Annotated in this window: 3 protein-coding genes; 1 reads left to right on the top strand and 2 read right to left on the bottom strand. The window is 66.1% G+C overall.

Annotated features, from left to right (window positions below; all coding sequences use genetic code 11):
• Positions 1–1,178 (bottom strand): hypothetical protein (locus tag WAW85_RS05625; RefSeq protein ID WP_422558660.1); only part of this gene is annotated, 1,178 nt, incomplete at its 3' end.
• A gap of 165 nt (positions 1,179–1,343) precedes the next feature.
• The gene (locus WAW85_RS05620; RefSeq protein WP_422558659.1) at positions 1,344–2,615 is read right to left on the bottom strand and encodes a hypothetical protein; all 1,272 of its coding nucleotides are present in this window, start codon (positions 2,613–2,615) and stop codon (positions 1,344–1,346) included.
• A gap of 275 nt (positions 2,616–2,890) precedes the next feature.
• On the opposite strand from WAW85_RS05620, the gene WAW85_RS05615 reads away from it, so the two are divergent.
• A complete protein-coding gene (locus WAW85_RS05615) occupies positions 2,891–4,282 on the top strand; it encodes a WS/DGAT/MGAT family O-acyltransferase (protein ID WP_422558661.1) in 1,392 nt (463 codons plus the stop codon).
• Positions 4,283–4,445 lie beyond the last annotated feature (163 nt).

Here is a 4,445-nt window from a genome sequence, read left to right as displayed (position 1 = left end):
GGCGAGGCTGCTCCAGTATCGAGTTGCTGTATCGAGTTCAGCGATTCGGCCTGCGGTACCACCTGCTCCGAGTCGACGACCTGGGGTGTCGACGTTGATTCGCGCGCGCCACCAATCTGATCCCGCGCCCAATCCACCACGCCGCTGCCGATCTTCCATCCGTCGGCGCCGACGCTGACCCGCACAATGTCGGACCGCATATGCGGAATGAATCGCGTGCCGAGGGTGTCGGCGAGGTTGTCCGGCACCGAGATTCCGAGGATCGGCGCGACGCGTTCGATGACTCCGATGAGTCCGTCGAGCCGAGACGGATCGCCCAGCGGACTCGCCAGCCGCAGGGACAGCGGGTTCATCAGGGCATAGACGACGGGGCCGTCGCCTTCCTGGCTGCGTTGCAGCAAGAACAACACGCTGGTGCACGAGCGCACGTTCCGTTTGGCCGCTCCGGTGCCCGTGGTGATCGACGACGTCGCGTAGACCGCCGAGCAGGTGACATACGCGTCGTCGCCGCCGGTGGCGGTCGCGGTGGCGAGCCCGCCGAAGGCGGTCGCCGACCCCGTTTGGCCCGCGCCCGGTGCGTACACGATCGCAATCCCCCCGGGCAGGGCGCGGGCATTGGCAACTGCCGAACTGCCCGACGCGATCGCGGCGGCCAGTCCGAACAGGTTGGCGTGGGAGTTGGCCGTACCGCCGAAGGCACCACCTGCGATGGCGATAGAGAAAACTTGCCCGGCGCGGGCGGCCGCGCTCGCACCGGCGCCCGCGTACGCGCCAGCCAGGCCGTTGCCAGCGATCGTCGCGGAGGTAGAGGTGAACGGGACGCGGATGGCGACCGCCTGATTCAAGCCGGTGAACACGCTGACCGGTTCTGTCGAGAAGAGGCCGAGCAAGCCATCGAGCCCGGCGGCCAACAGCGATGGACTCGAGTCGAAGCAGTTCAGGTGGTAGCGGCCGGTCGCCGCGCCGCCACCGTTGTCGCCGGCTTCTGACGTGCCCGATCCGGCGTCGCACTGCGCCACCAGGCGGCTCGACGCCTGCACGCCCGGCTGCGGGCTTTCGGTGGCGGCCAGCGCCGGAGCGGCGGTCCCCAGCAACAACGCCGCCGACATCCCGACCCCTGCCAACCCAAGGACCCCACGTCGCCGCAGCGCCCCGTCCATTCGCACTCCGCTGGTCATCATGTCTCCGCCCGCCGAATTGATTTCTTTGAAGCTAAACCGTCTCCGCCACGACCGCTGCCGTACTCGCGAGTCAGTTCCGAAGTACCCAGAAACCGCAGTACCCAGAAACCGCAGTACCCAGCAGATGGTCTCGGTCGACTCCCGACCGCGGTATCGCGGCCGCTATTCGAGGGCGGTGGCCGACGAGTTCCCGGTCGCCGCCGTCACCTCAGCTGCCCCGGACATCTCCGGTTCTGCTGGATTCACCTCGGTCTGCGCGATCGGGCCCGGTTCCTGAATGACGATCGGATTGTCCAAGACGGACTGCGTCGTGCTGCTCGACAGTTGATTCTGAGGCAAGGTGGGCGCGCTCCCCAGCTCGTCGATCACCATCGCCTGGATTTCCGGTGCGTCGCCAACCGGCGCGGAGGCGGCCCGCAGGTTCAGGTTGGCGTTACTCGGATTGACCAGTCCACCCAGCCAGTCCAGCAGGTCGGTCTCGATCTTGGGCGTTCCGCCGTCGAAGGACACCCGAACGATGTCGCTGCCGAACTTCGGGATGATCCGGCCGGCCAGAATGTCGGCGAGATCGTCCGGCGCATTGGGCATCAGCAGACCAATCATTCCCGACAGCGCGCCTGCCAATCCGTCTCCCAGCGGGGAGACGAGTTGGATGTCGAGTGGGTTCTTGATCGCGTACCAGACCGGGCCGGAACCATTTTGGTTCTGCTGGAAGACGAAAAGCACGCTGGTGCACGAGTCAACGTTGCTGCCATTCGACGAGCTGACACTCGCTTGCGCATACACCGCGGTGCATACGGCCTGTTCACTGAAGTCGATCGTCGAGAGCGCCGCGCTAACGCCACCGAGCGCGGTCGCCGAGGCCGTCCGATTGAGGAGGCCCGACGAGTTTGCCAGGGCAATTCCCAGCGGCAAGGCGTTTGCGTTGGCTTTACCGATGGTGCTGGCCGCTACGCTCAACCCGAACAGCGACTCGGCGTGCGCCTCACCCCCCAAGGCCAGTGCGACCGCCCCGGCTAGGTAGTAATCGGACTTCGCCGTCGCGTTGCCGCCTACCGCGATCGCCGTATTGAACCCGGTGCCTTCAATCGTGGCGTGGCCCGGCGCGATCCCCGGAAAACCCAGCCCCAGCGCACCGTTCAGTCCGCCAAGGGAGATCGGCAGATCGGGCAGGAAGATGCCGAGGAGGCCGTCGCCAATCTGGGCGAGGATCGCCGGGCTCGCGTCCTCGCAGGTCGCTGTTCCCGCCCCGAACGGGAGCGAGACATTCGGTCCACCGGCGACGCAACCACCTGGAATGTCCGCCAGGCTGAAAGCTTGGGCCGGGGCGGCGGGAGCCAGACCGCCGGCGAGCAGGGCGGTGGCGGCGCCGACAGCTACCAGCGTTCCGGCCTTGCGGCGGCGACGATTTCGGCGGGTGAGAGAGGTTGCCATGTGCTCGAACTCCTAGTCCGGGTGAGTGCGGGGTGCCCGACACCAGCGAGGGTACCCTGGGTGTGTTGTAGATCACAGCGAATCGGGAAATCTCGCATGCCACATTGCCCGATTCGTCCGGTCGATCGGCGCTCAATGGTGGACACCAAGGGCTTCCGACCCCAACAGCCGGGCTGGCCCCACCGGTGAATGTGTTGCATGACACACTGATCCTTCGACAGGCTCAGGAAGCAGTCGCTGGGCCCACGGAGAGGGGAACGACAGTGGTCGAATACATGCCGGTGACACAGTCGATGTTCCTCGTCGCCGAAACGCGTGACCAGCCGATGCACGTCGGCGGGCTGCAATTGTTCATTCCGCGCGCCGGACAAACAGCCGACGAGCTCGCCGAGGAAGTGCACGCCACGTTCACCTCGGCCACCGACATCCAGCCGCTCTTTCTCCGGCGGCCAGCCAGCCCGGCGAGCATCGCCGGCTACACCGCCTGGCAGCACGCCCACGATATCGATTTCGACTACCACGTGCGCCGCATCGTCCTGCCCCGCCCCGGTGACATCAAAAGCCTGCTGCGCTACGTCTCACTCAACCACGGCGCGCTGCTCGACCGCTCACGCCCGATGTGGGAAGTCCACATCATCGAGGGCCTGGCCGACGGCCGCCTCGCGCTGTACACCAAAATCCACCACTCACTCGCCGATGGCGTCACCGCCCTGCGCCTCCTCCAGCGCACTTTGTCCCCCGATCCCGATGACCGCACCGGCACCGCCGCCTGGGACAACGCGATCTTGCGTCGAAAGAAGAAGCGCAAGTCCACACCGACTACCGGCCTGCTAGGCCAGGTGACCGGAGCCGTCGGTTCGGCACTGCGTGCTGCCGACGACGTGATCGGCATGGCCCCCGCCGCAGCGAAAGTCGCGGCTGCCGGCCTCCTGGACCGAGACTTCGTCGCGCCGCTGCAGCAGGCGCCCGACACCCTGCTGAACGTGCCGATCGGTTCGGCCCGGCGATTCGCTGCCCAGGATTGGCCCACCGATCGACTCCGCGACGTCGCACGTCGCCACCACGTCACCTTCAACGACGTCATCCTCGCCATGTGCTCGGGTGCGCTGCGCCGCTACCTCAACGACCAGGGAGCGCTGCCCGAACACTCGCTCAACGCCTGCCTGCCGGTGTCTTTGCACGACGAGGCCTCGGGCGACGGCAACGCGGTCACCGCAGTCGTCGTGCGGATGGCCACCGACGTCGACGATCCGGCCAGCCGCCTACGGGAAATCACCCGCTCCACCACCAGTGCCAAAACAGTGGTGCGAAAGCTCAAACCCCTGCAGTCCCTCGCGTTGGGCGCCGCGAATATCTGGTCGCTGGCCTTCGCCCCGGTCCCGGGCTTCGTGAACTTCACCCCGCGCGGCTTCAATTTGATCATCTCCAGCATTCCCGGCCCCGAGTCCAAGCTGTACTGGAACGGCGCCGAAATGGACGGCTGCTATCCGGTATCCATCGCCATGGAAGGTCTGGCCATGAATATCACCGTGACCACCGTCGGCGGCAAGGCGAACTTCGGCATCCTCGGCGCGCGGACACAGTTGCCGAGCCTGCAGCGCATTCTCGACCACCTCGAAGTCTCACTGGCCGAACTCGAAGACATCGATCCGATCCACGACGCATAGTGCGCCACGGCTGCCGTACGCTCGTCCTATTGTCGCTCGCACCAAAAGGGGCCCGATGAAGTTCATCCCGCCAACTGAGTCCATGTTCCTGATCGGCGAAACCCGCGATCAGCCGATGCATGTGGGTGGTCTGCAGCTTTTCGTACCGCGCGAAGGCCAAAGT

The organism is Gordonia sp. (in: high G+C Gram-positive bacteria) (assembly GCF_049299075.1).
In the GTDB taxonomy this organism is placed as follows: domain Bacteria; phylum Actinomycetota; class Actinomycetes; order Mycobacteriales; family Mycobacteriaceae; genus Gordonia.
Note: the sequence above shows the minus strand (reverse complement) of the source record. Positions and strands in the feature narration are given on the sequence as shown.